At 73.0% G+C, this 24,411-nt stretch carries 21 protein-coding genes and 1 pseudogene; 12 read left to right on the forward strand and 10 right to left on the reverse strand.

Features of this window, described 5'->3' with window-relative positions; translation table 11 throughout:
• Positions 1-160: 160 nt before the first annotated feature.
• The 5 genes and pseudogenes from D0D28_RS06925 to D0D28_RS06945 all read right to left on the reverse strand — a co-directional run bounded on the left by D0D28_RS06925 (position 161) and on the right by D0D28_RS06945 (position 6,526).
• Positions 161-532: a hypothetical protein gene (locus D0D28_RS06925; protein ID WP_116110114.1), complete on the reverse strand. Its 372-nt coding sequence runs from the start codon at positions 530-532 to the stop codon at positions 161-163.
• Positions 533-1,321: 789 nt separating this feature from the next.
• Positions 1,322-1,798: a (2Fe-2S)-binding protein gene (locus D0D28_RS06930; RefSeq protein WP_116110115.1), complete on the reverse strand. Its 477-nt coding sequence runs from the start codon at positions 1,796-1,798 to the stop codon at positions 1,322-1,324.
• An 8-nt stretch (positions 1,799-1,806) separates the two neighbouring features.
• A complete protein-coding gene (locus D0D28_RS06935) occupies positions 1,807-4,068 on the reverse strand; it encodes a molybdopterin cofactor-binding domain-containing protein (RefSeq protein WP_116110116.1) in 2,262 nt (753 codons plus the stop codon).
• 3 nt (positions 4,069-4,071) lie between these two features.
• Positions 4,072-5,289, reverse strand: coding sequence for an oxygenase MpaB family protein (locus tag D0D28_RS06940; RefSeq protein ID WP_116110117.1), 1,218 nt, complete (start codon positions 5,287-5,289; stop codon positions 4,072-4,074).
• A 14-nt stretch (positions 5,290-5,303) separates the two neighbouring features.
• A pseudogene (locus D0D28_RS06945) lies at positions 5,304-6,526 on the reverse strand (oxygenase MpaB family protein).
• Positions 6,527-6,651: 125 nt separating this feature from the next.
• Here D0D28_RS06945 and D0D28_RS06950 point away from each other — a divergent pair.
• Positions 6,652-7,299, forward strand: coding sequence for a TetR/AcrR family transcriptional regulator (locus tag D0D28_RS06950; RefSeq protein WP_116110118.1), 648 nt, complete (start codon positions 6,652-6,654; stop codon positions 7,297-7,299).
• Between the two features lie 68 nt (positions 7,300-7,367).
• Entirely contained in the window at positions 7,368-8,963 is a 1,596-nt protein-coding gene (locus D0D28_RS06955; protein WP_116110119.1) for a DNA polymerase ligase N-terminal domain-containing protein, read from the forward strand.
• A gap of 292 nt (positions 8,964-9,255) precedes the next feature.
• On the opposite strand, the gene D0D28_RS06960 is transcribed toward D0D28_RS06955, so the two are convergent.
• Positions 9,256-10,164: a LysR family transcriptional regulator gene (locus D0D28_RS06960; protein WP_116110120.1), complete on the reverse strand. Its 909-nt coding sequence runs from the start codon at positions 10,162-10,164 to the stop codon at positions 9,256-9,258.
• Between the two features lie 20 nt (positions 10,165-10,184).
• Between D0D28_RS06960 and D0D28_RS35540 the strand changes: the two genes are divergently transcribed.
• From D0D28_RS35540 to D0D28_RS06975, 3 genes are all read left to right on the forward strand, one after another.
• Positions 10,185-10,346: a hypothetical protein gene (locus D0D28_RS35540; protein ID WP_162831002.1), complete on the forward strand. Its 162-nt coding sequence runs from the start codon at positions 10,185-10,187 to the stop codon at positions 10,344-10,346.
• Complete coding sequence (locus D0D28_RS06965) at positions 10,343-11,533, forward strand: CynX/NimT family MFS transporter (protein ID WP_116110121.1); 1,191 nt, start codon at positions 10,343-10,345, stop codon at positions 11,531-11,533. Before D0D28_RS35540 ends, D0D28_RS06965 begins: the two co-directional genes overlap by 4 nt.
• Positions 11,534-11,653: 120 nt before the next feature.
• Positions 11,654-12,331, forward strand: a complete 678-nt coding sequence (locus tag D0D28_RS06975; RefSeq protein ID WP_094005380.1) for a FadR/GntR family transcriptional regulator — start codon at positions 11,654-11,656, stop codon at positions 12,329-12,331.
• 374 nt (positions 12,332-12,705) lie between these two features.
• Here D0D28_RS06975 and D0D28_RS06980 read toward each other — a convergent pair whose 3' ends face one another.
• Positions 12,706-13,440, reverse strand: coding sequence for an SDR family NAD(P)-dependent oxidoreductase (locus tag D0D28_RS06980; RefSeq protein ID WP_116110122.1), 735 nt, complete (start codon positions 13,438-13,440; stop codon positions 12,706-12,708).
• Positions 13,440-14,297 carry a fumarylacetoacetate hydrolase family protein gene (locus D0D28_RS06985; protein WP_116110123.1) on the reverse strand — a complete coding sequence of 286 codons (858 nt, stop codon included), beginning with the start codon at positions 14,295-14,297 and terminating at the stop codon, positions 13,440-13,442. The genes D0D28_RS06980 and D0D28_RS06985 overlap by 1 nt, the downstream gene beginning before the upstream one ends.
• A gap of 149 nt (positions 14,298-14,446) precedes the next feature.
• On the opposite strand from D0D28_RS06985, the gene D0D28_RS06990 reads away from it, so the two are divergent.
• Genes D0D28_RS06990 through D0D28_RS07015 form a run of 6 tightly spaced genes read left to right on the forward strand, consistent with a single transcriptional unit; the run spans position 14,447 to position 21,060 of the window.
• Positions 14,447-15,724: an L-fuconate dehydratase gene (locus tag D0D28_RS06990; protein WP_094005377.1), complete on the forward strand. Its 1,278-nt coding sequence runs from the start codon at positions 14,447-14,449 to the stop codon at positions 15,722-15,724.
• Positions 15,717-16,664, forward strand: a complete 948-nt coding sequence (locus D0D28_RS06995) for an aldo/keto reductase (RefSeq protein WP_116110124.1) — start codon at positions 15,717-15,719, stop codon at positions 16,662-16,664. Before D0D28_RS06990 ends, D0D28_RS06995 begins: the two co-directional genes overlap by 8 nt.
• Positions 16,661-17,509: an amidohydrolase family protein gene (locus D0D28_RS07000; RefSeq protein ID WP_094005375.1), complete on the forward strand. Its 849-nt coding sequence runs from the start codon at positions 16,661-16,663 to the stop codon at positions 17,507-17,509. The genes D0D28_RS06995 and D0D28_RS07000 overlap by 4 nt, the downstream gene beginning before the upstream one ends.
• 14 nt (positions 17,510-17,523) lie before the next feature.
• Positions 17,524-19,083: a sugar ABC transporter ATP-binding protein gene (locus D0D28_RS07005; RefSeq protein WP_369806796.1), complete on the forward strand. Its 1,560-nt coding sequence runs from the start codon at positions 17,524-17,526 to the stop codon at positions 19,081-19,083.
• Entirely contained in the window at positions 19,080-20,075 is a 996-nt protein-coding gene (locus D0D28_RS07010; RefSeq protein ID WP_094005373.1) for an ABC transporter permease, read from the forward strand. The genes D0D28_RS07005 and D0D28_RS07010 overlap by 4 nt, the downstream gene beginning before the upstream one ends.
• A 19-nt stretch (positions 20,076-20,094) precedes the next feature.
• The gene (locus D0D28_RS07015; protein WP_116110125.1) at positions 20,095-21,060 is read left to right on the forward strand and encodes an ABC transporter substrate-binding protein; all 966 of its coding nucleotides are present in this window, start codon (positions 20,095-20,097) and stop codon (positions 21,058-21,060) included.
• Positions 21,061-21,190: 130 nt separating this feature from the next.
• Here the strand turns inward: D0D28_RS07015 and D0D28_RS07020 are convergent, their stop codons facing one another.
• Together D0D28_RS07020 and D0D28_RS07025 are read right to left on the reverse strand one after the other, a co-directional pair.
• Entirely contained in the window at positions 21,191-21,598 is a 408-nt protein-coding gene (locus D0D28_RS07020; RefSeq protein WP_116110126.1) for a RidA family protein, read from the reverse strand.
• Positions 21,595-22,437 (reverse strand): helix-turn-helix transcriptional regulator, encoded by an 843-nt coding sequence (locus tag D0D28_RS07025; RefSeq protein WP_116110168.1) that lies wholly within the window; start codon positions 22,435-22,437, stop codon positions 21,595-21,597. Before D0D28_RS07025 ends, D0D28_RS07020 begins: the two co-directional genes overlap by 4 nt.
• Positions 22,438-22,519: 82 nt before the next feature.
• Here D0D28_RS07025 and ilvD point away from each other — a divergent pair, with 82 nt between their 5' ends.
• Positions 22,520-24,355 carry a dihydroxy-acid dehydratase gene (gene ilvD, locus D0D28_RS07030; protein WP_116110127.1) on the forward strand — a complete coding sequence of 612 codons (1,836 nt, stop codon included), beginning with the start codon at positions 22,520-22,522 and terminating at the stop codon, positions 24,353-24,355.
• Positions 24,356-24,411: the final 56 nt, after the last annotated feature.

Consider the following 24,411-nt stretch of genomic DNA (forward strand, 5'->3'; position numbering starts at 1 on the left):
GGCCCGCATCACGGGCACCCGCCCGCTTCGCCGCCAACGCCCGGCCCCGGTAGCCGCGCGCCGGCAGGCGAGCCGTCCGCCAGGCCCGCGTCCAGACACCCGGGACCCGGCCGGGCAAGCCGTTGTCGAGCCTCCCTCCGCTCAGGCTGGCGGCACGGGCCTATCGCGGCGTCTCCTGGCGTGGGAGCCGCACCTGCGGCGCCCGGCGCTCGAACCCGGCCACCGCCCTGGCGGCGCTCTCCGCCGCGGCGCGCAGGTCGACCGCGGCCGCCGCGGCCTGGTCCAGCTCCACGCACACCGGGGTCTGCCGGATGGCCGGCTCGCGCGTCTGCTCCCGGCGCAGGCCGTCGAGCAGCGCCGTCAGCGCGGCCGCGGTCTCGGCGACCGTGGCGAGGGTCGCGCGCAGCGACTCCGGGTCCCGCGCGGCACCTGGCGGCCCGCCGTCCCCGTAGACCGGGAACCACGGCTCACGCTCGGCGGGTGGCCGGCTCCCGGCGGTGTCCCTGGCTGGCTCGTGGGAAACGGTGGTCAACGTCGTGCGCCTCCTCCGGTAACGCCCGCAACCGGACCCGGACCGTGCGCTCCACAGTGGACAGCGAACGCGAATTCCTTTCGGGACAGTCCGGGTGGCACCGCCGAGGTCCGGAGCGGTGGCCCGCGCCGCGATCGGGAAAAGCCGTCTGCCCATCGGACTTCTCCCGCGGCTGAGGCCGACACTATGTCGTCGTCTCGGAAGAGTCCAGTCCCGATGGCACGAGGCTCGCGACCGGGATGGCGATCGCGGCACGTCCGGCGTGGCCGTCGGGCACCCGCCGCCCCAGGAGGAGCTGGCCTCCCCGGCCGCTGACGCCGCTCATCGGACGGGACGGCGTCGTCGCCACGGTGGCCGAACTGCTCGGCGCGGGCGAGACCCGGCTGCGCACGCTGACCGGACCGGGCGGCGTGGGCAAGACGCGAGTGGCGCTCGCGGTGCTGGAGCGGGCCGCGGCCGCCTTCCGCATCACCCGCGGGGTCGGGCTGGGCGAAACGCGCGGCTGCCCCGCTGGCCCAGCGACTGTCCGGCAAGCGGATGCCGCTGGTGGCCGGCAACGTGGAGCACCTGGTCGCGGCCCGCGGCGACCTGCGCGAGCTGCTCGAACGCCCGGGAGTTGTTCGAGCGGATCCGCAACCCGATGCCTGGCGACGCTGGCGCTCACGGACGGCCGGCGAGACGAGGCGGCCCGGCTGTGCGCCCGCCACGACGCGATGCTGACCGGCCGTGACGCGCCTGCGCCGAGGAACCCGCCCGGGTACGTGCTGGACGCGGCACGCGCCGGGCAGGTCACATCTTCGCCGCCGCCGACCTGATCGCCGCGCGGATGCGGGGGTAGGTGCCGCAGCGGCAGATGTTGCGCAGCGTGTCCAGGTCGGCGTCGCTGATCGTGCGGCCCTCCGCGGCGACCCGCTGGACCAGGGCGACCGCCGCCATGATCTGGCCCGGCTGGCAGTAGCCGCATTGCGCGACGTCGTGGTCCAGCCAGGCCTGCTGCATCGGGTGCAGCTCCTGGCCGGCCGTGGCCGCCAGGCCTTCGATGGTGGTGACCTCGTCCGCCGGCCCGAGGTCGCCGACCGGGATGGCGCACGGGTTGACGGCTTTCCCGTTGAGGTGGCTGGTGCACGCCTTGCAGACGTTGATGCCGCAGCCGTACTTGGGCCCGGTGATGCCGAGGACGTCGCGCAGCACCCACAGGAGCCGGACGTCACTGTCGACGTCGACGGTGACCTGGGCGCCGTTGACGCGGAAGGTGTGTTCGGGCACGGAACTCCTCACCTCAGGCCGTCGGCAGGCGACGGCGGGACCGGCGGCACGGTCGGTTTCGGTTCGAACGACAACACGCCGTGGTTGATCGGGAAGCTGCGGGGCGTGGTGCCCGTCGCGCGGCCGTAGGCGCACGCCACGGCGGCGAACGAGGCCGCGACGCCGAGCTCGCCGGCACCGCCGGGCCGGTCGCCGGTGTCCGGCAGCACGACGACCCGGACCTCCGGTGGCGTGTTCCACTGCCGGGTGTAGAAGTAGTTGTCCCAGCTGGCTTCCAGGAAGTAGCCGTCGCGCAGGTGCAGGCTGGAGGTCAGGGCCAGCGCGATGCCGTCCATGACGCAACCCGTCATCTGCGCCTCCAGCCCGCGCGGGTTCACCGCCAGGCCCACGTCCACGGCCATCACCGCCCTGGTCACCCGTGGCCCGGTCACCCCGTCGCGGACGACGCGGTTCACCGTCTCCGGCCGGCAGTCCAGCTCGACCAGGCACGCGCTGACCGACTTGTACTCGGCGTGGAAGGCGATCCCCTGCGCCACCCCGGCCGGCAGCGCGCGGCCCCACTCACCGGCTTCGGCGGCCGCGTCGAGCACGGCGCGGGACCGGTCGTCGCGGAGGAACTCGCGCCGGAACCGGTAGGCGTCCTTGCCCATGCGGGCGGCGAGCCGGTCGACGACGAGTTCCCGGGCGCAGGTGACGTCCGGCGAGTAGACGTTGCGCATGCTGCCGGTGTGGAAGCCGCGATCCGTTTCGGACAGCAGCCGCGTGCTGATCCCGAAGTCGTAGGACATCTCCTGGGAGAGCTGGAAGAACACCTGGGCGAACCCGCGGTCGGCGACCGGCAGCCGGGCGGCGAACGCGGTGGCGATCTCGCCGAACCCGTGCCCCAGGTCGGTCGCGACGCTGGTGTGCCGCTGGTCGTAGCCCACGACGGTGCTCCCGGTGAAGGCGGCCCGCACACGTGAGGTCGCCATCGGGTGGGCGCGGCCGTGGCGGGAGTCGTCGGCGCGGTGCCACATGAGCTTGACCGGTTTGCCGAACGCCTTCGACGCCTCGGCGGCTTCCGCGGCGGCGTCGAAGAACAGCTTGCGCCCGAACGAGCCGCCGCTTTCGGTGACGTGCACGGTGACCGCGCCCGGGGGCAGCCCGAGCCGAGCCGCGATGGCCTGCTTCGCCACGATCGGCGCCTTGAGGCCCGCCCAGATCTCGGCCCGGCCCGGGCGCACGTCGGCGATCGCGCAGTTGGTTTCCAGCGCGCTGGTGCTGCGGAAGAAGAACGTGAACGTCTCGTCCACGGTCTGCGTGAACGGGGGCCGCGGCCCGATCGGCAGCTCGGCGGCACGCAGCTCGGCGAGCACGGTGTCGTCGGACTTCCCCGCCGCGGTGCCGTCACGCCAGGACACCCGCAGCGCGCGCACCGCGTCGATGCACTGCCCGAAGGTCCGCGCCCGCACGGCGACCCCGGTGGAGATCACGGCGACGTCGGTGACGCCCGGCAGGGCCCGGACCTCGGCGAGGTTGTGCACCGCGCCGGGCTGGCCGCCCAGCGTAGGCGCGCGGCACACCATGGTCGGCAGCGCGTCCGGCACGTCGAGGTCCATCGCGAACTTCTTGCGGCCGGTGACCGCCGCGAGCGCGTCGATGCGGTTGTGCGGCTTGCCGATGACGGTGAACGATTCGCGGGATCGCAGCCCGACCCGCACCGGCTCGGTGCGCGCGCTCGCCGCCCGCGCCGCGAACGCCCCGATGCCGGTGCCGCCGCGCCCCGGCGCGGAGATGACGCCGTTCTCCAGGGTCAGCTCGCCGGCCGGGACACCGAGTTCGCGGGAAGCCGCGGTGAGCAGCCGCTGCCGGGCGATCGCCGCGGCCACCGGGACCGGGGTGTAGGTGGCGACCGTGGTGTTGGAGCCGCCGGTGAGCTGGTTGAACACCAGTTCCGGGCGGGCGTCGGCGAGCGTGACCCGCACCCGGTCCACGCCGGTGCCCAGTTCCTCGGCGATCAGCATGGCCGTCGAGGTCGTGATCCCCTGCCCCACCTCGGCTCGCGGGAGCGCGAAGGACACCGTGCCGTCGGGGCCGACCTCGACGGTGATCAGGCCCGCCGTGGGCAGGGTCGCCAGGGTCATCAGGTCGGTGAGGTCGGCGATCCCGGTGATCTCCGGCGACGGCAGCGGGGCCGCCGCCGGGGACCGGCCGAGCCCGGCGGCGGTCACCAGGGTCGGCGCGGCCAGCACGTATCCCAGGAACCGCCGCCTGCCCAGTGGTCCGGCCACGCCCTACTCCGGCCGGTTGCGGGTCGGGATCTCGATCTTCGTCTCCTGCCCCTTGGTGAGGTAGAACAGGATGTACCGGCGCAGGGCCTCGTCGATGGTCCAGGCGACCTCCGGCACCAGCGGCAGCGGCACCAGGCCCTCGCGGAACTTCACCAGCAGCGGCCACATCTGCGGGAGCAGCCGGTCCCACACCGGTTCGCGCGGGATGCCGTCCCAGTCGGCCACCCGGTCACCCACCAGGTAGCGGGCGAGCGCGTTGCACAGCGGGCGGCTGATGCTGCCCGGGCTGGTCTGCTCGGCGAGCTGGCCGAGCAGGATGTCGGTGAGCTCGACGCCCTCGGGGGTGGGTCCCATGTTGCGCGGCAGGACCTGGTCGGACTGCGCGTAGGCGGCGTCCCAGGTGGCCGGGATGTACTCGTCGGCGATGCCGAGCAGGTGGGCGGTCACCTGCCACACGTGCAGGTAGGCCTCGGCGTCGGCGTCGCCGATCGGCACCTCCCACTCCCGCATCTTGCGCATCGCGAAGGTCGGCAGGGTGTGCCAGGTGACGAGCATGTCCTCCTGGCTGATCGGGATCCCGTCCCGCCAGTGCGGAGACTGCTGGAGCAGGGTGCGCACCGCCGCGTGCACCAGCCGCGTCTTCACGCACTCGACCACGCACTTGCCGTCCGGGCGGTAGGCGTTCAGCGAGCCCACGGCGAAGCCGAACAGGCTCGTCTTCGCGACCCGGTCCTCCATGTCCGCGCCGCCCGCCGAGTAGTAGACGGCGCGGGCCTCGTGCGGGATCGCGGTCGCCAGGATCCCGCCGCCCGGGCCGTTGCACAGGTTCAGGTAGATCCCGCGGCTCTTGTTGAACTCGGCCGCGCGTTCGAGCTTGCCGCGGTCGGCCCAGTCCGGCAGCCGCCGGGCCCGTTCCATGAAGTCGCGCAGGTCCGCGGGCAGCCCGGCGGGCAGTGGCTGGTCGTTGCGCTCCCAGTTCCACAGCAGCTCGTTGACCTGGGGAATGACCCCGCGCTGCATCAGTGACGCCAGCAGCGCGTCGGCTTCGGTGTCCCACACCCAGCGCGGGTCGGCACCGGCGCCCGTGCCCGCGACCGAACCGCTGGGCGCCCACGTCCACACCAGGTCGCGTGCCTGCGCCGGCGCGGCGATGCTCAGCGCGCCGAGCGCGCCCAGCGCCCCGCCGGAGAGCAACGCCTTGCGCCTGCTGATGTCCGTCATGTCCGGCAGTCCTTTCAGGAGGGACGGTTGACCACGGGGATCTCGATGCTGATCGGTTGCGCCTCGGACAGGTAGACGAGCACGACCTTGCGGATGAACTCCTCGAAGAGCCAGTAGGTCTCCTTCGCGCCGGGGAAGTGCAGGCCGAACTCCCGCGCGGCGATGAACGGCCGCCACAGCGTCCGGATCAGCGGGTCGAACACCGGTTCCCGGGGGATCTCCAGCCAGCCGGCGATCTCGTCGCCGAGGGTGTAGCGCGTGAACGAGCCGAGCAGCGGCCGGGTGAGGATGGTGCCGTCGAGTTCGGCGCCGAGACCGAGCAGGATGTCCGCGAGGTTCTTGCCCTCGGGGGTCGGCGCGAGGATCGGGGTCAGCACCTGCTCGGCCTGCGAGCCGGCCTCGCGCCAGGACGCGGGGATGTACTCGTCGCGGACGCCGAGCATGTGCGCGGTCACCTGCCACGAGTGCAGGTAGGCCACGGAGTCCTGCTCCGCGATCGGCACCTGCCACTCGAGCAGCTTCTGCATGACCGTGGTGGCGAGGCTGTGCCAGGTGACCATGATGTCGGCCTGGCTGATCGGGATGTCCTCGGGCGCGGCGTCGGTCCAGTGCGGCGACTGCGGCAGCAGGTGCCGCACCGCCGCGTGCACCAGGCGGGTCTTGACGCAGGTGACGATCATCTCGCCGCCCGGGTCGTAGGCGTCGCGGGTGCCGATGTCGTAGCCGAGCTTGGCGGTCTTGGAGATGCGGTCCTTCATATTGGCGCCGCCGTAGGAGTAGTAGACCGCCCGAGCCTCCTTGGGGATGACCGTGCTCATCATGCCGCTGGCCATCGCGTACAGCACGCCGAGGTAGAGCCCGCGCCGCTCGGTGAAGGAGAACGCCTGGTCCAGCTTGGCGTGATCGGTCCACGCGGGCAGCCGCCGGGCTTCTTCGACGAAGTCGCGCAGGTCCGCGGGCAGGCCGGCCGGCAGCGGCTGGCCGTTCTTCGTCCACGTCCGCAGCAGTGCGTTCACCCTGGGCACGTCACCGGAGTCCAGCAGCGCGGCGACCACGGGGTCGGCCTCCGGGTCCCACACCCGCGCGGATCGGCGCCCGCTCCGGCGCCGGCGACCGAGCCCTGCGGGGACCACGTCCACGCGGCGCGGGCCTGGGCCGGGGACACCACGCCGAGCGCCCCCAGCGCGCCCAGTGCTCCGCCGACCATCAACGCGTTGCGCCTGTTGAGCTGCTCCATGCCCGGACTCCTCCTCGAGTCGGCTGACATCGACTGATACTGTGATACAGCACTTGGTTCCTTGTATCAAGGGGGCCGTTTTCGAACCGGGAAGGGCCCGCGTGGAACCTGTACGATCCGCCCTCATGACCTCTCCGGGCTCGGAATCGCTGCTGGAGCGCGCCTTCGTGGACGCCATGGCCGGCGCCGGGGACACCGACGAAACCACCGAGCGCGTGCTCGAGGCCGCCTACGAGCAGTTCCGCCGCGTGGGCATCCGGCGGTCCACAATGGAGGATGTCGCGAAGCGGGCCGGGGTTTCGCGGATCACCGTCTACCGCCGCTTCGCCACCAAGGACGCGCTCGTCGAGCAGGTCGTGCAGCGCGAGTTCCGCCGCTACTTCGACCAGTTCCTGCTGGACATCCGGCGCGCGGCGAGCGTGGCCGACCGGGTGGTCCTCGGTTTCGCGAGCGCGTTGCGGGCGATCCGGCACAACCCGCTGATCGGCGGGCTGATGGACGTGGAGCCGGAGGTGGTCGTCCCGTCCCTGATCGGCGACGGCGGCCGGACGATGGCGACGGTGCGGGGTTTCGTGGCGGGCCAGCTGCGCCGCGAACAGGCCGCGGGGCACGTCTCCGCCGGGGTGGACGTGGACCTGGTCGCGGAGCTGATGGTGCGGATCTCCACGTCGTTCCTGGTCACCCCGAGCCGTCTGATCGACCTCGACGACGAGGAGCAGCTGAAGGACGTCGCGCGCCGCTTCCTCGTGCCGATGCTGGACCCGCCGCGCTGAGCCGCCGGCCACGGCGGGCGCCCCGCGCGGCAGGGATCATCCTGCCTCGCGCTGGGTACCCGGATGGGGTGAGCCCACCACGGCGGACGACGGACCGGCTCGCGCCCTACCGGGCCAAGCGGGACTTTTCGGTGACCGCGGAGCCGGCCGGCGGCACGGCCGGTGAGCCGGGCCGCCGCTTCGTCGTGCAGCGTCACCGCGCCCGGCGGCTGCACTACGACTTCCGGCTGGAGGTCGACGGCGTGCTGGCCAGCTGGGCGGTGCCCAAGGGCCCGACGCTGGACCCGGGGGTGCGGCAGCTCGCGGTGTACGTCGAGGACCACCCGCTGGAGTACGCGGGCTTCGAGGGCGTCATCCCGAAGGGCCAGTACGGCGGCGGGGACGTGATCGTGTGGGACCGGGGCACCTGGCAGCCGGCCGAGGGCACCGATCCGGCGCGGGCGATCGAGGACGGCGAGCTGCACTTCGACCTGCGTGGCGAGAAGCTGGCCGGGCGGTTCGCGCTCGTCCGCACCGCGCGGCGGGGCAAGGAGCAGTGGCTGCTGATCCACAAGCACGACGAGCACGCCCGGCCCGGCTGGGACCCGGAGGAGCTGCCCCGGTCGGTCAAATCGGGCCGCACGAACGACGAGGTCGCCGCCGCGCCCGAAGCGATGTGGCGCAGCGACGTTCCGGCCGCCGAAGCCGAGGTGCCCCTGGCCCCGCGCTGGGACCCGCCGACGGCCGGCGAGCTGGCCGCGCTCGACGGGATCGGCAAGTCCGGCACCTGGAGCATCGCCGGACGGCGGCTCAAGCTCACCAACCTGGACAAGGTGCTGTTCCCGGGCACCGAAGCCGAACCGCCGGTGACGAAACGGGACCTCATCCGCTACTACGCGCGGATCGCCCCGGTCATGCTGCCCTACCTCGCCGGGCGCCCGGTGAACGCGCACCGCTACCCCGACGGCGTCGACCGGCCCGGGTTCTGGCACAAGGAGGTGCCCGGCCACGCCCCGGACTGGCTCACCCGCTGGCACAACACCGAAGCCGATCCCGGCGAGACCCAGTGCTACGCGGTGCTCGACAGCGTGCCGGCGCTGGTGTGGATGGCGAACTTCGGCGGCGTCGAGCTGCACCCGTGGACCTCGCGGCTGCCCGACGTGCACCAGCCCAGCTGGGCGCTGATCGACATCGACCCGGGCACCACCACCGGCTTCGACGACATCGTCGAACTCGCCCGGCTGTACCGCACCGCGCTGGAGCACCTGGACCTGCGGGGCACGCCCAAGGTCACCGGGCGGCGCGGCATCCAGATCTGGGTGCCCGTCGCGCCCGGCTACACCTTCGCCGGCACCCGCGCCTGGGTCGAGGCCCTGTCCCGGGTCGTCGGACGCGTCCTGCCGGACCTGGTGAGCTGGCGGTGGTACAAGAACGAGCGCGGCGGGCTGGCGCGCCTGGACTACACGCAGAACGCGATCAACAAGACCCTGGTCGCCCCGTTCAGCCCGCGCCCGGCGCCGGGAGCGCCGGTGTCGGTCCCCATCACGTGGGACGAACTCGACGATCCTGCTCTGCGCCCGGACCGCTGGACCGTCCGCACGGTGCTGGACCGCGTCGCCGAGGCCGGCGACCCGCAAACCCCGCTCATCGGCCTGCCGCAGCACCTCCCGGCGCTCGACAGCTGACCGCCCGACCGGCGGCCCACTCGCCCTGCGGCACTGCGGGGCGCCACCCGCACCACGGCGGCGCACGCCGCAGCGCGGGGGCAGCGGCCGCGGCGAGCAGCCCGGCCGGCTCCCCGCCGCAGGTCGCCGTTCCACGGCGGACCGCCCGCCGAAACCACCGGCCATCCACGCTCACCGCACGGCGACGCGGCCATCGCGGGGCGCCGGCCACGCCACGGCGGCGCACGCCGCAGCTCGTGGCACGCCGAGCAATCCGGCCGCCGGCCGGTTCACGCCAGCGGGCGGCCCGCCGTCAGACCGCGAGCATGGTGGGCACCAGCCGCTCCAGCTCTGCCAGCGCCGCGGCCACCGCGGGACGGGCACGGCCGCCCGGACGCGTGACCGTCAGGATCTTGCGCCGGGGCTCGCCCTCGCACGCCAGCCGCACCACGGCGGCGCTCGCCGGGACCCGGGCCAGCCGGGGCACCAGCGCCACGCCCAGCCCGTGCGCCACCAGCGCGATCGTGACGTCCCAGTTCACCGCGTCGTGGGCGACGTCCGGCGTGAAGCCGGCCGCGCCGCAGGCGGACAACACGTGCGTGCGGCACGTGCACGGCGTGCTCGGCACGATCCACGGCTCGCGGGCGGCCTCCGCGAGGTCCACCCGCTCCCGAGCGGCGAGCCGGTGGCCCGCCGGGACCAGCAGGTCGAACGGATCGTCCAGCAGCGACCGCTGGTCGAACCGGGCGCGGTCGCGTGGCGGCTCGTCCGGCTTGGCCTCCACCAGGGCCAGGTCGGCGTCGCCGGTGAACAGCAGGTCGAAGCACTCCCCGGCCTCGGCCTCGCTGATCCGCGGGGTCAGCCGCGGATGCCGCGTCACCAGCGCCGCGGCGGCCGGGGCGAGCAGCGCGGTGACCGCGACCGGGAACCCCGCCAGCCGCAGCAGCCCGGCGGGTTCGTCGTCGTCGGCGCGCAGGTCGCGCTCGGCCAGCTCCCAGCGCGCCTGGATGTCGTCCGCGTGCGCCAGCAGCCGCTGCGCCGCCGGGGTGAGCCGCACCCGGCGGCCCTGTGGTTCGAGCAGGGTCACCCCGAGCTCCCGGCCCAGCTGGCGGATCTGCTGGGAGGCCGCCGACGGGGTGAAGTGCAGGGCCTCCGCGGCCGCCCGCACCGTGCCGTAGTGGTCCACGGCCCGCAGCACGTGAAGCCTCCGCAGATCGATCATGTAGCTGATTCTTCACGGTCATGTCCGGAAACGCAACCTGGACCTACCCGGTCCGGCGCCGCACGCTGGAACCAGGAGGTGTCCCGATGTTCACCGTGTGGCTGTCGTTGCTCGCCGAGACCGTGGTGGTGACCGCCGTCGCCGCCGCGCTCGCCCGCTGGTCCTCCCGGTCGCGGCCGTGAAGGCGGCCTGGGCGCTGGTCAGCCTGGTGCTGCTGACCCTCAACCTGCGTGCGGCCATCACCGGCGTCCCGCCGGTCCTGGGCGAGCTGCAGGGCGTGTTCGGGCTGAGCGGCGTCGAACTCAGCGTGCTCACCACCCTGCCGGAGCTGTGCGTGGGCCTGTTCTCCGCGCTCGCCCCCGCGCTGGCCCGCCGGATCGGCACGGAGGCGGCGATCACCGTGGCGCTGCTGGTGCTCACGACCGGGCTCGTGCTGCGCGCGGTCCCCGGCAAGGGCGCGTTGTTCGCCGGCACCGTGCTGGCCGGGGCGGGGATCGCGACGGGCAACGTGCTGGTGCCGGCGGTCATCAAACGCGTCTACCCCACCCGCGCGGGAACACTCACCGGCCTGGCGATGATGCTCATGTCCGTCAGCGGCGCCGCCGCGGCGGGCCTGGCCGTGCCGCTGGAGCAGGCCGGCGGCTGGCGGCTGGCGCTGGTCGTGTGGGCGGTGCCCGCGCTGGTCGCGGCACTGGCGTGGGGCCCGCTCGCGCGGCGCCCCGCCGCCGGGCCCCCGTCCGCCCCGGAGCACGGGGAGCTGTCGCTGCTGCGCTCGCCGCTGGCGTGGTCGGTGATGGTCTTCATGGGCATGGCGTCGCTGATGTTCTACACGCTGACCTCGTGGCTGCCCCAGATCATGCGCGAGCACGGGGTTCCGGCCGCCACCGCCGGGACGATGAACTCGGTCATCATCGTCATCGGCATCCCCCTCGGGTTCGTCGTGCCGGTCGTCGCCGCCCGGATGCGCGACCAGCGGCCGCTCGTGCTCGGGGTCGCCGCGCTGATGGTGATCGGGCTCGGCGGCCTGCTGCTGGCGCCGCGCGCCGGGTGGGTGTGGACCACGATCTTCGGGATCGCCACGGGCAGCGCGTTCCCGCTCGCCCTGACGCTGCTCAACCTGCGCTCCCCCGACGCCGCGACCACCGCGCGGCTGTCCGGCATGGCCCAGTCCGGCGGGTACCTCCTCGCCGCGTCCGGGCCGCTGACGTTCGGGCTGCTGCACACCCTCACCGGCGGCTGGCACGCCTCGATCTGGTTGCTGCTCCTGCTGGTGGTGCCCGAACTCGTCTGCGGCCTGGTAGCCGCCCGGCCGGGCGTGCTGCAGGTGCATCGTGCGGCGAAAGATCCGATGTATCCTGCCCCTACGTGACAGACAGGGAGCGGGCATGCCGGAGATCGCGCTGCACACGGAGTTGACGCCGGGTTCGGAGCTGGACCACGAGGCCGTGCACCGGTCCATCCCCTCCGATGTGGTGGAACGCTGAGCGGCATGTCCGTCACCGACGACGCCATCGAGGCGATCAAGCAGATGATCGTGGACGGCGAGCTGCGCCCGGGCGACCGCCTGCCCCGCGAAGCCGACCTCGCTGACCGCCTCGGCCTGTCACGCAACTCGCTGCGCGAGGCGGTGCGCGCGCTGTCGCTCATCCACGTGCTGGACGTCCGCCGCGGCGACGGCACCTACGTGACGAGCCTGGAGCCGTCGCTGCTGATGGACGCGATGGGGTTCGTGGTGGACTTCCACCGCGACGACACGGTGCTGCAGTTCCTGGAGGCGCGGCGCGTGATCGAGCCCGCGGTGACCGAGATGGCGGCGCGGTGCATGCCGGATGCCGACCTCGAGGACCTCGCGAAGCTGCTCGACTCGCTGGGCGACCGGCCGACGGTGGACCAGCTGGTGGAAAACGACCTGGAGTTCCACCGGCGCATCGCGGGCGGTTGCGGGAATCCGGTGCTGGCCTCGCTGCTGGAGAGCCTGTCCGGCCGCACGCAGCGGGCCCGGACGTGGCGGGGCATCACGCAGGAGGGCGTGGCGGAGCGCACGCTGGCCGAGCACCGCGCGATACTGCACGCGCTGACCGCACGGCAGCCCGACGTGGCCCGCGCCGCCGCGACGGTGCACATCGCCGGCGTGGAGCAGTGGCTGCGCCAGACGCTGGTGGAGTAACCCAGCGCCGGGCGGCCCGCACTCCCGCGCCCGTCGGTGGAAGGCGGGCGACCCCGCGAGGCTAGACGGCTACTCCAGGTGGCGCCGGGCACTGCCCCGCCGATGGCGGGCAACTCGCGCGGCCAGCACAGGCGCCCACTCACCGCGGGTACCGAACCACCGCCCGCCGAAGGCGCCCAGGCGCCGACGCCCACTCACCGTGCGCACCACGACGTCCCGCCGAACGCGGGCGCCCCGCGGGGTCAGCACGGCCACTCAACGTGCGCGCCCGGCGGTGCCCACCGAAGGCGGGCGCCCGCTCCGCCCGGGGCGCCACTCACCGTGGGCACCGAACCGCCCGCCACGCGGCGACCGGCCTCGGCTCGCCCCCGCGCTCACCGGGGCCGCAGGCGCAGGTCCTGCATCCCGCCGTCCACCGCCACTCCCACACCGGCCGTGGACCTCGCCAGCGGGCTGGCCAGGTACGCCACCGCGTGGGCGACCTCCGCCGGCGACACCAGCCTGCCGTGCGGCTGCCGCGCCTCCAGCGCCGCCCGCTCGGTCTCCGGGTCCTCCGCTCGCTCCAGCAGCCGCCCGATCCACGGCGTGTCGGCGGTGCCCGGGTGCACGCAGTTGACCCGAATCCCCTCGCGCAGGTGGTCCGCGGCCATCGCCCGCGTCAGCGCCGCCACCGCGCCCTTCGACGCGCTGTACAGGGCCCGCTGCGGCAGCCCGGCCGTCGCCGCGATCGAGCCCACGTTCACGATCGCCGCGGCGCGGGACCGGCGCAGGTGCGGCAGCGCCGCGCGGCTCACCCGCACCATGCCGAGCAGGTTCACGTCCAGCACCCGCAGCCATTCCGCGTCGTCGTTGTCGGCGACCGTGCCCTGCGCCCCGACGCCGGCGTTGTTCACCACGATGTCCAGCCCGCCGAACCGCTCCACCACCGCCGAGATCGCCCGCCGCACCGATTCGTCATCGGTCACGTCGACCCGCAGACCGTCCGGGACCTCGGTCAGGTCCAGCGCCGCCACCCGCGCGCCCCGCTCCCGCAGCGCCGCCACGACCGCCGCGCCGATCCCGGACGCCCCGCCGGTGACCGCGGCGACCAGCCCGTCGAACTCGCCCATCACGCCACCTCCGCCGCGACGAACTCCTGACGCTGCCTGCCCAGGACCTCGATCTCCAGCTCCACCACGTCCCCGGGCCGCAGGTACGGGTACTTCCCGGACAACGCGACACCCTGCGGCGTGCCGGTCATGATCACGTCGCCCGGCTCCAGCGCGAGATAACGGCTCAGGTGCCACACCAGGTGCTCGACGCCGAAGATCATGTCCGCGGTCGTGGAGTCCTGGCGCGGTTCGCCGTTGACCCAGCTGCGCAGCCGCAGATCCGTGTGGTCCACCTCGTCCGCGGGCACCAGCCACGGCCCCAGCGGGCTGAACCCGGGCGCACACTTGCCCTTGCTCCACTGCCCGCCGGAGTCGGCGAGCTGGTACTGCCGCTCGGAGACGTCGTTGCCGATCACGAACCCGGCGACGTGCTCCAGGCTCCGCGACGGCGAGTCGAGGTACAGGGCGCGCTTGCCGATCACGACACCGAGTTCGACCTCCCAGTCGGTGCGTTCACTGCCGGGCGGGATCGTCACCGGGTCGTCCGGCCCGGCCAGCGTGTTGGGCGTCTTGAGGAACATGATCGGCACGTCCGGCGGGGCCGAGCCCGACTCGGCGGCGTGCTCGGCGTAGTTCATGCCGATGCAGATGATCGCGCCGGGCCGCGCGACCGGCGAGCCGACCCGCCGCGACGACGCGTCCGGCAGCTCCGGCAGCTCACCGGCCTCCAGCGCGGCCCGCACCGCCGCGATCCCTCCCCCGGCGAGGAACCCGCCGTCGAGATCGGGGGTCAGCCCGGTCAGGTCGTAGGTCGTGCCGCCGGCGACGACGGCGGGACGTTCCTGGTTGACGGGACCGAGGCGGACGAGGTGCACGGTTCACTTCCTCACGATATTGGTCGGGTCTCTCGCGTGATCTCGTCGAAATCCTAGGCGAACTTTCCCCTCGCCCGCGAGCCTTGACGCCGCAGACATCGGATCTCTATCGTCGGCGTCGTCACCGAGGCGTACAAGGGAGTGGGTCCGTGGCACGCATCGTCGCCCTGCACACGCACGACGTCCGGTTCCCGACGTCGCAGACGCTCGACGGTTCCGACGCGATGAACCCGGACCCCGACTACTCGGCCGCCTACCTGCGCCTGGTCACCGACGCCGGGGACGGGCTGGAGGGCCACGGGTTCGTCTTCACCATCGGCCGCGGCAACGACGTCCAGGTCGCCGCGCTCCGCGCGCTCGAACCGCACCTGCTGGGCCGCGACGTGGACGCCACGCTCGCCGGCCTCGGCGGGCTGTGGCGCGAGCTGGTGCACGATTCGCAGCTGCGCTGGCTCGGCCCCGAGAAGGGGATCATGCACATGGCCATCGGCGCGGCCGTCAACGCGCTGTGGGACCTGCGCGCCAAACGCGAAGGCAAACCGTTGTGGCAGCTGCTGTCCTCGCTCAGCCCGGAGGAGATCGTCGACCTCGTCGACTTCCGGTACCTGACCGACGCGCTGACCCGCGAGGAGGCGCTGGACATCCTCCGCGCCGCCCAGCCCGGCCGTGCCGAACGGGAGGCGCGGCTGCTGAGCGAGGGCTACCCCGCCTACACCACCACCCCCGGCTGGCTGGGCTACGACGACGACAAGCTCGCCCGGCTGTGCCGGGAGGCGGTCGCGGACGGGTTCGGCCAGATCAAGCTCAAGGTGGGCGCCGACCTCGACGACGACGTGCGCCGCCTGCGGATCGCGCGTGAGGTGTGCGGCCCGGACGTGCGGATCGCGGTGGACGCCAACCAGCGCTGGGACGTCGCCGACGCGATCGCCTGGGTGGAGCGGCTGCGCCCGTTCGACCTCGCCTGGATCGAGGAACCCACCAGCCCGGACGACATCCTCGGCCACGCCGCGATCGCCGAGGCCGTCGCGCCCATCCCGGTCGCCACCGGCGAGCACGGCGCCAACCGCGTGCTGTTCAAACAGCTCCTGCAGGCCAAGGCGCTGTCGGTGCTGCAACTGGACGCCACCCGGGTGGCCGGGGTCAACGAGAACATCGCGATCCTGCTGCTGGCCGCCAAGTTCGGCGTCCGGGTGTGCCCGCACGCCGGCGGCGTCGGCCTGTGCGAGGCGGTGCAGCACCTGGCGATGTTCGACTACGTCGCGGTGTCCGGGACCATGCAGGACCGGATGATCGAGTTCGTCGACCACCTGCACGAGCACTTCGTCACCCCGGTGGACGTCCACAGTGGACGCTACTTCGCGCCGAAGGCGCCGGGCGCGGGCACCGAGATGCACGCGGCCTCCCTCCAGGAGTACGCCCATGGCTAGCCTGCCCGGCCCGTTCGCGCTCGGCGCCGCGAACCTGGGCAACCTGTACGCGCCGATGAGCGACGAGCAGGCCCACGCCGTGCTGGAGGCCGCGTGGGACTCCGGCATCCGCTACTTCGACACCGCCCCGCACTACGGCCTCGGCCTGTCCGAGCGCCGCCTCGGCGCGTTCCTGGCGGGCAAGCCGCGCGCAGAGTTCGTGGTGTCCACCAAGGCCGGGCGGCTCCTGGTGCCCGACCCGGCCGGCGCGGGCCGCCTGGACGAGGCGAACCAGTTCGCCGTGCCCGCCGACCACCGCCGGGTGTGGGACTTTTCCGCCGACGGGGTGCGGCGCAGCCTCGACGACTCGCTGACCCGGCTCGGCCTGGATTCCGTCGACGTCGTCTACCTGCACGACCCCGAGGAGTACGACCTCGACCCCGCCCTGGCCTCGGGGCTGCCCGCGCTCGCCGGGCTGCGCGACGAGGGCGTGGTGCGGGCGGTCGGCGTCGGCTCCAAATCGGTCGCCGCGCTCGCCGCCGCCGCGCGCTCCGGCATCGCCGACCTGCTGATGGTCGCCGGCCGGTTCACCCTGCTCGACCACGCCGCGCTGGACGAGGTGCTGCCCGAGTGCCGCGCCCGCTCGATCGGCGTGGCGGCCGCGAGCGTGTTCAACTCCGGACTGCTCGCCACACCCGAGCCGGCCGGCCGCTACGACTACGCCGCCGCTCCCCCGGACGTCCTGGTCACCGCGCGCGAGATCGCCGCCGTGTGCGCCGAATTCGGCGTCGACCTGCCCACCGCCGCGCTGCACTTCCCGCTGCGGGACCCGGCGGTGCGCGCGGTGGTGGCCGGCGCGGCCACCCCGGAGGAGGTGCGGCAGAACGCCCGGCGGCTGGCGGCCACCGTGCCCGCCGAGCTCTGGACGACGCTGCGGGACAAGGGGCTGATCCGGGCATGACCGGGCACGTCGTGGACACCCACCTGCACCTGTGGGACCTCACGGTGAGCGAGTACGCGTGGCTGCCGCCCGGCAGCCCGCTGCACACCACCTTCACCGCGGAACAGGCCCGGCGGGAACTGGACGCCGCCGGGATCGCCACGGCCGTGCTGGTGCAGGCCGAGGACTCCGAGACCGACACCGAGTTCATGCTCGCCCAGGCCGGCCGGCACGACTGGATCGCCGGGGTGGTCGGCTGGGTCCGCCTCGACGACCCGGACACCGCGCGCCGCCAGCTCGACCGGTGGCAGCGGCACCCGGCCTTCCGCGGGGTGCGGCACCTGGTGCACGACGACCCGCGCGCGGACTTCCTCGACCTGCCCGCGGTCCGCCGCTCGCTGGCCGTGCTCGCCGAGCGCGGACTGCCGTTCGACGTCCCCGACGCCTGGCCCCGGCACCTCGGCCAGGTCGCCGACCTGGCGGCGGCCCTGCCGGAGCTGACGATCGTGGTCGACCACCTCGGCAAACCGCCCGCGGACCCGGAAGAGTTCCGCGCCTGGCTGTCCACGCTGCGGGCGGTGGCCGCGCACCCCGGCACGGTCGCGAAGATCTCCGGACTGCAGCGGCCCGGCGAGCCGCTGACCGCCGACGCCGCGCGGCCGGCGGTGGAGGCGGCGTTCGAGGTGTTCGGCGCGGGCCGGCTGATGTACGGCGGGGACTGGCCGATGACCGTCCCCAGTGGAGGGTACGGCCGGACCTGGGACGCGGTGTCGGCACTGATCGGTGAGCTGCCGGCCAGCGAACGGTCGCTCGTGTTGTCCGGCACCGCGAGCGCGATCTACGGTGTGGCGGAGCGGGTGCGATGAGCGGGGTCGCGACGATGACGGAACCGTTGCTCGAAGTCGAGGGCGTGGACAAGAGCTTCCCCGGCGTGCGCGCGCTGCACGACATGCGGCTGGAGCTGCGGTCCGGCGAGGTGCTCGCGCTGGTCGGCGAGAACGGCGCGGGCAAGTCCACGCTGATGAAGCTGCTGTCCGGCATCCACAGCGCCGACGCGGGCCAGTTCCGGCTGGGCGGCGAGCCCTACCGGCCCGCCGGCCCGCGGCACGCCCTGGAGCTGGGCATCAGCATCATCCACCAGGAGTTCAACCTGGTGCCGCACCTGACGGTCGCGCAGAACGTCTTCATCGGCCGGGAACCCCGCCGCGGGCGGCTGCTGCTCGACGAGCGCAAGCTCAACGCCGACACCGCCGACCTGCTCGACCGGCTGCACCTGCGCCTGGACCCGCGGGCCGTGGTGGGCGAGCTGACCGTGGCCAACCAGCAGATGGTGGAGATCGCCAAGGCGCTGTCCTACGACCCGCGTGTGCTGATCATGGACGAGCCGACCGCCGCGCTCAACGACGCCGAGGTGGCGACGCTGCACGAGCTGATCCGCCGGTTCGTGCGGCCGGGCACCGGCGTCATCTACATCTCCCACCGGATGGAGGAGATCAAGCGCATCGCCGACCGGGTCACCGTGATCCGCGACGGCGAGTACATCGACACGCTCGACATGGCGACGGCCGCCACCCCGGACATCATCGCCCTGATGGTGGGCCGGGCCATCGACACCGAGGCCCGCCCGGAGGGGGTGCGCTCCGACCGGGAGGTCGTGCTGCGCGTCGAGGGCCTGCGCACCCGGGACCTGCTCAAGGACGTGTCGTTCGACCTGCGGCACGGCGAGATCCTCGGCTTCGCCGGCCTGATGGGCGCCGGCCGGACCGAGGTCGCGCGGGCGCTGGTCGGCGCGGACAAGGCCGAGGCCGGCACCGTCACCCTGCACGGCAGGCCGGTCCGCATCGGCACCCCGGCCGACGCCGCGAAACTGGGCATCGGCTACCTGTCGGAGGACCGGAAGCGGTTCGGCCTGCTGCTGGACCAGGACGTCAAGGCCAACATCGCGTTGTCGGCGCTGCGGGACCAGTTCACCAGGGCCGGGTTCGTGCGCGACGGCGCGCTGCGGGCGAAGGCCGGACGCTACGTCGGCGCGCTGCGCATCAAGACGCCCTCGCTCGACCAGACGACGAAGAACCTCTCCGGCGGCAACCAGCAGAAGGTCGTCATCGCCAAGTGGCTGGCCAAGGACTGCGAGGTCCTCATCTTCGACGAGCCGACGCGCGGCATCGACGTCGGCGCGAAGGAGGAGATCTACCAGCTGCTGCGCGAGCTGACCGGGCAGGGCAAGTCGATCATCATGATCTCCTCGGAACTCCCGGAGATCCTGCGCATGTCCCACCGCGTGGTGGTGATGAGCGAGGGCCGCGTGACCCGCGTGCTCGACGCCGCCGAGGCGACCCAGGAGAACATCATGCACTACGCGACCCTGCGGCCGGACGAGAATCCCGCCGACGCCGCCGAACTCGGTCTCGCCCCCGAAGGGAAGGCAGGTCAGTCATGACCACGGTGAAAGCTCCCCCGGCGGAGCCGCAGCGCACCGGCGGGGTGGCCGGCGCGATCAAGAGCAGGCTGCAGCAGCTGCTGGCCTTCGCCAGCCTCATCGTGATCTACGCGTTCTTCTCGATCGTCAGCCCGTTCTTCTTCTCCTACGGCAACTTCATCGCCATCCTGTTCTCCACGGTGGTGATCGGGACGCTCGCGATCGGCACCACGTTCGTGATCATCACCGGCGGCATCGACCTGTCGATCGGCACCGGCATGGCGTTGTGCGCGGTGATGTCCGGGGTGTTCATCGTGAACTCCGGCCTGCCGCCGGCGGTCGGGGTGCCGCTGGCGATCCTGTTCGGCGGGCTGATGGGGCTGGTCAACGGCATCAACGTGGCGCTGCTGAAGATCCCGCCGTTCATCGCGACGCTGGCGATGATGCTGGTCGCCGAGGGGCTGGCGCTGGTGCTGTCGAACAGCACCCCGATCTACTTCAGCGACTCGCCCGGCTACATCGACATCTCCGCGGGCAACCTGATCCCGAACGTGCCCAACGCGGTGCTCATCCTGGCCGCGATCGCGATCATCGCGGGCGTGCTGCTGACCAAGACGGTGCTCGGCCGCTACACGTACTCGATCGGCAGCAACGAGGAAGCGACCGCGCTGTCCGGCATCGACGTGCGCCGGTGGAAGGTCGGGATCTACGCGTTCGCCGGGCTGTTCACCGGCCTGGCCGGGGTGATGATCTCGGCGCGGCTGGGGTCGGCGCAGCCGGCCACCGGCATGGGGTACGAGCTGCAGGCGATCGCCGCCGTGGTGATCGGCGGGACGTCGCTGTCCGGCGGCAAGGGCTCCATCATCGGCACCCTGATCGGCGCGCTGATCATCTCGGTGCTGAACAACGGGCTGCAGATCATGTCGATCCCGCAGGAGTGGCAGAACGTCATCCTCGGGTGCGTGATCCTGGTGGCCGTCTACACCGACCGGATCCGGAAACGGGAAGCCTGAGAGAACGAAGGAGTTCTTGATGAGGACGCAGAAGATCGTCGCCGCGGTCGCCGGCGCCGTGCTGGCGCTGACGATGACCGCGTGCGGCCAGGACGGCCGCCCCGCGGGCGGCGGGAACGGGCCGCTCATCGCCATCGTGTCGAAGGGCTTCCAGCACCAGTTCTGGCAGGCCGTGAAGAAGGGCGCCGAGGACCAGGCCGCCGCGAAGGGCGCCCGTACGACCTTCGTCGGCCCGGCGACCGAGAAGGACGTCGAGCAGCAGGTCAACATGCTCACCAACGAGCTGGCGAAATCGCCACGGGCGCTCGGGTTCGCCGCGCTGGACTCGCGCGCGGCCGCTCCCCTGCTGCAGCAGGCGAAGGCGCAGAACGTCCCGGTCGTGGCGTTCGACTCCGGTGTGGACAGTGACATCCCGGTGACGACCGTGGCCACGGACAACAAGGCCGCGGCGGCGGAGGCGGCCAAGCACCTGGCCGAGCAGATCGGCGGGCAGGGCAAGGTCGCGCTGGTGGTGCACGACCAGACGAGCCTGTCGGGCAAGGACCGGCGGGACGGGTTCCTGGACTGGATGGCGAAGAACGCGCCCGGCATCACGGTGCTGGCGCCCCAGTACGGCGGGGGTGACCAGCTGGAGTCGGCCAACATCACCAAGTCGATCATCGCGGCGAACCCGGACCTGAAGGGGATCTACGCCTCCAACGAGGGCTCGGCGATCGGGGTGATCAAGGGCGTGCAGGAGAGCGGGAAGCAGGGCCTGACGATCGTCGGGTTCGACTCCGGCAAGGCCCAGATCGACGCGATCAACAGCGGCCTGATGGCCGGCGCCGTGACGCAGGACCCGGTGGACATGGGACGGCAGCTGGTGGACGCCGCGCTGAAGGCCATCAACGGCGAACAACTGCCGAAGCGGATCGACACGGCGTACTACTGGTACGACAAGAGCAACATCAACGACCCGAAGATCCAGGCGGCGCTGTACCAGTGACCGCCGGGTGAGGGCCGTGGACGGTCGACGGGGCCGTCCACGGCCGGCGTGCCGTGGCCCAGCACCGCGGTGCTGGGCCACGGGTCGAGCAGCCTCGCGCATCGCCGTCACGGCGGGCTCGGAGTGGGCGTCAGCGCGGCACCGCGGCCATCGCCTCGACCTCCACCAGGATGTCCGGCCGGGCCAGCGCGGCCGCCACGATCAGCGACTGCGCCGGCCAGTCGCCGTCCGGGTACCAGCGGGTGAAGGTCCGCTTCACCACCGAGCGGAAGCCGGGCAGGTGCTCGGCGCCGGCCACCATGCTGAACACCTTCACCACGTGCCCCGGCTGCGCGCCCGCCGCCGCCAGGAGCCGCTCCAGGTTGGCGAACACCGCCTCGGTCTGGGCCTCGGCGTCGGCACCCGCGAGCGAGCCATCGGGCAGCGCGCCGACCTGGCCGGAGATCACCACCAGCTCGTGCCCGGACGGCACCTGGGCCAGGTGGCTGTACATCCCGATGGGGGCGGCGACGGTGTCCGGGTTCCAGCGCCGGATCATGCGTTCTCCTCAGTTCGTTCGATGGATACGGGTGGTGCGGCGAGCAGCCGCCGCAGCGTCGCGGTGTCGGCCTCGCGCACCGGGGTGTAGACGACCAGGTGCAGGCCGGGGTGGTCCTGAGGCGTGAGCTGGTGGTGTTCCAGCAGCAGCTCCCCCGCCACCGGGTGCCGGAACAGGCGCTCGCGGGAGGCGAACCGCTCGACGCCCAGGCTCTCCCAGCCCGCCCGGAAGTGATCGCTGGCCGCCAGCAGCCGGTCGATCAGGTAACCGAACTCCCCCAGCCGGGGACCGGCCTCGGCCCGGAACTCGGCCAGGAACCGGCGGCTGGTGACCTCCCAGTCCGGCAGCAGCTGCCGCACGTACGGGTCGGTGAACACCAGCCACAGCAGGTTGCGGTCCTGCGCCGGGACGGTCGCGACGTTCGGGTAGAGCGCCGCGTAGGCGGCGTTCCAGCCGGTGATCTGCCAGTCCGGCGCCACCGCGTAGGCGGGCGACTGCGCGAGCGCGTCGAGCAGCCGCTGCACGTGCCGCGGCGCGGCTTCGGGCACCGGCGCGGCGGGCGGCGGTGGCGCCGTGTATCCGGCGAGGGAAACCACGTAGGCGTGCTCGGCGCCGCTCAGCCGCAGCGTGCGCGCGATCGCGTCGAGGACCTCGCGCGAGGGGTTGATGTCGCGGCCCTGCTCCAGCCAGGTGTACCAGGTGACGCTGACACCCGACAGGAACGCGACCTCCTCGCGGCGCAGCCCGGTGGTCCGGCCGCGGCCCACCGGGGGCAGGTCGAGCTCGGCCCGCACGAGCCGGGTCCGCCGGTTGCGCAGGAACTCCCCGAGGGCACGCATGGTCACCCCGCAACACTAGTAGTGCCGCTACTGGTGTTCGCAGCGTCTTCGCTTCCCCGCACGCGGCGGGCATCGTGAGCGCATGCCCGAACTGCGATCACGCACTGTCACCCACGGACGCAACATGGCCGGTGCCCGCGCGCTGCTGCGCGCCGCGGGTGTGGCCCGCGAGGACTTCGGCAAGCCGATCGTGGCCGTCGCCAACAGCTTCACCGAGTTCGTGCCCGGCCACGTCCACCTCCAGCCGGTCGGCCGGATCGTGTCCGAGGCGATCCGCGCGGCCGGCGGCATCCCGCGCGAGTTCAACACGATCGCCGTCGACGACGGCATCGCCATGGGCCACGAGGGGATGCTGTACTCGCTGCCCTCCCGCGACCTGATCGCCGACTCCGTCGAGTACATGGTGCAGGCCCACCGCGCCGACGCCCTGGTGTGCATCTCCAACTGCGACAAGATCACCCCCGGCATGCTGATGGCCGCGCTGCGCCTGAACATCCCCACCGTGTTCGTCTCCGGCGGCCCGATGGAGGGCGGCACCGCGGTCCTCGTCGACGGCACGGTCCGCACCAAGCTGCACCTGGTCTCGGCGATGTCCGACGCCGCCGCCGACACCGTGTCCGACGCCGACATCGCCCGCATCGAGGAAGCCGCCTGCCCGACCTGCGGATCCTGTTCGGGCATGTTCACCGCCAACTCGATGAACTGCCTCACCGAGGCCCTCGGACTCGCCCTGCCCGGCAACGGCTCGGTGCTGGCCACCCACACCGCGCGCCGCGCCCTCTACGAGCAGGCCGGGCGCACCGTCGTGGACCTGGCGCGCCGCTTCTACGACACCGGCGACGAGAGCGTGCTGCCCCGGGCCATCGCCTCGCGGGCCGCCTTCGACAACGCGATGGCGCTCGACCTGGCGATGGGCGGATCCACCAACACCGTCCTGCACCTGCTCGCCGCCGCGCACGAGGCCGGTCTGGACTACACGCTGGCCGACATCGAGCAGCGGTCCCGCGAGGTGCCGTGCCTGTGCAAGGTCGCCCCCAACGGCAACTACCTGATGGAGGACGTGCACCGGGCCGGCGGCATCCCGGCGCTCCTCGGGGAACTGCACCGCGCCGGGCACCTGCACGAGAACGTGCACAGCGTGCACGCCGGCTCGCTCGCCGAATGGCTCAAGACCTGGGACGTCCGCGGCGGCTCGCCCTCCCCGGAGGCGGTCGAGCTGTTCCACGCCGCACCCGGCTGCCGCCGCACCACCGAAGCGTTCTCGCAATCCGAACGGTGGCACGACCTGGATCTGGACGCCGCGGGCGGCTGCATCCGCGACGCCGCCCACGCCTACTCCGACGACGGCGGGCTGGCCGTGCTGCGCGGCAGCCTCGCCGAGGACGGCTGCGTGGTCAAGACCGCCGGGGTGGACCCGTCGGTGCTGGCCTTCGCCGGGCCGGCCGTGGTGACCGAATCGCAGGAGGAAGCCGCCGAGGCGATCCTGGCCGGGCGCGTGCGGCCCGGCGATGTCGTGGTGGTGCGGTACGAGGGCCCGCGCGGCGGCCCCGGCATGCAGGAAATGCTCAACCCCACCTCGTACCTGAAGGGACGCGGCCTCGGCACGGTCTGCGCGCTGGTCACCGACGGCCGGTTCTCCGGCGGCAGCTCGGGCCTGTCGATCGGGCACGTCTCCCCGGAGGCCGCCGCGGGCGGGACGATCGCCCTGGTCGAGGACGGCGACCGGATCGTCATCGACATCCCCGGCCGCACGCTGCACCTCGACGTGCCCGCCGAGGTGCTGGCGCAACGCCGGGCCCAGGCGACCTTCCGGCCCCGGAACCGGGAGCGCACGGTGTCCACCGCGCTGCGCGCCTACGCGGCGATGGCCCTGTCAGCGGACAAGGGCGCGGTGCGCGAGGTGCCGGAGGCCCCGTGAGGTCCGGACCGGGGCACCGGCAGCAACGGGACGAGCCCGGCCGGTCCACTGTGGAC

It is taken from the genome of Amycolatopsis ruanii (assembly GCF_003385175.1).
Classification (GTDB): Bacteria; Actinomycetota; Actinomycetes; order Mycobacteriales; family Pseudonocardiaceae; genus Amycolatopsis_E; species Amycolatopsis_E thermalba.